Origin of the sequence: Crystallibacter permensis, assembly GCF_025960875.1 — a bacterium.
Classification (GTDB): domain Bacteria; phylum Actinomycetota; class Actinomycetes; order Actinomycetales; family Micrococcaceae; genus Crystallibacter; species Crystallibacter permensis.
The window spans coordinates 1-1,435 of sequence record NZ_JAODLR010000062.1 but is presented as its reverse complement, the minus strand read 5'-3'; the positions used below and the strand labels follow the sequence as shown (position 1 = coordinate 1,435).

1 protein-coding gene is annotated in these 1,435 nt (G+C 66.3%); it reads left to right on the top strand.

The window, feature by feature from the left end; translation table 11 throughout:
- The first annotated feature begins 69 nt into the window (after nucleotides 1-69).
- Nucleotides 70-1,332 carry an IS701 family transposase gene (locus tag B0G38_RS23170; protein WP_264671654.1) on the top strand — a complete coding sequence of 421 codons (1,263 nt, stop codon included), beginning with the start codon at nucleotides 70-72 and terminating at the stop codon, nucleotides 1,330-1,332.
- The last annotated feature ends 103 nt before the right edge of the window (nucleotides 1,333-1,435 follow it).

Here is a 1,435-nt window from a genome sequence, read left to right as displayed (position 1 = left end):
CTAGTAGTACTTAGTTAGGTGTGGCGTGTCGGGTTTTAATCCGTTCCCGGTTCTGTTAATTTTTCGGTCATGGAACCAGATGAGCTGGCGGAGGCCAGGGCCGCACTGGAGGATTTCGTTGGGCAGGTCTTTGGATCACTGACGCGGTCGGATCAGCGGGCCAAGGGGCGGCTGTACCTGCAGGGGCTGATGCTTGACGGGCGGCGGAAGTCGATGCAGCCGATGGGTGAACGTCTCGGAGTGGACTACCAGCAACTGCAACAGTTCGTCTCCTCCTCCCCATGGGCGGTGGAACCGGTCCGCCGTCAGCTGGCCAATATTGCCATGGAAACGATCGCGCCGGAGGCGTGGGTGATCGATGACACCGGCTTCAAGAAGGACGGACGGTCCTCGCCGTGCGTGGCGCGGCAGTACTCGGGCACGCTGGGCAAGGTCGGCAACTGCCAGATCGCCGTCAGCCTGCACGCGGCCACGGACGCCGCCTCGTGCCCGCTGAACTGGCGGCTCTACGTGCCCGAAGCCTGGGACGACACCTGCGCCGAGACCAACGAAGACGCCGAAAAGACCATGCTGCGGCGGCAGAAAGCGAAGATCCCGGACACCATCAGACACCGCACCAAATGGTCCCAGGCCCTGGAGATGATCGATGAGGCCGCCACCTGGGGGTGGGCGCCGCCGGCGGTGGTCGCCGATGCCGGCTACGGGGACACCACCGGATTCCGCCTCGGGCTGGACGCCCGGTCCATCCCGTACGTGCTGGCCGTCAAGGCCTCCACCAGCGCCTATCCCGCCGACGCCGTCCCCGAAACCGTACCCGCAACCGGCAGCCGGGGCCGCCCGCCCGCGCCCCGCTACCGCGACAAGCCGTCCTCGTTGCGCGAGATTGCCATAAGCACCGGGCGGGTCCACCGCCGCCAGGTGACCTGGCGCCGGGGCACCAAGACCGGCCCCGCGAACAAGCTGGCCTCGATGACATCGAAGTTCCTGGCCGTGCGCGTCCGCCCTGCCAACCGCGACATCCCGCTGGCCGCCGATGGATCGCTGCCCGAGGAATGGCTGATCTGCGAATGGCCAGCGGGCGCCGCCGAACCCACCGACTACTGGCTCTCGTCCCTGCCCGCGGATACCTCGCTGAAAACCATGGTCCGGCTCGCAAAAATGCGCTGGCGGATCGAACACGACTACCGCGAACTCAAGACCGGACTGGGGCTGGCCCACTTCGAAGGGCGCACCTACCCGGGCTGGCACCGCCACGTCACCCTCGTCACCGCAGCCCACCTCTTCATCACCCGGCTGCGCCTCACCCGCCCAAAAGCGAATGGGGCAGCCTGAGCCTCTACCGCGTCCTGAAGGAACTGCAAAGCCTTCTCGCCGCATGGCTCGGTTACTGCCCCCACTGCCGACAACGCGCCCCGACCTAACTAAGTACTACTAG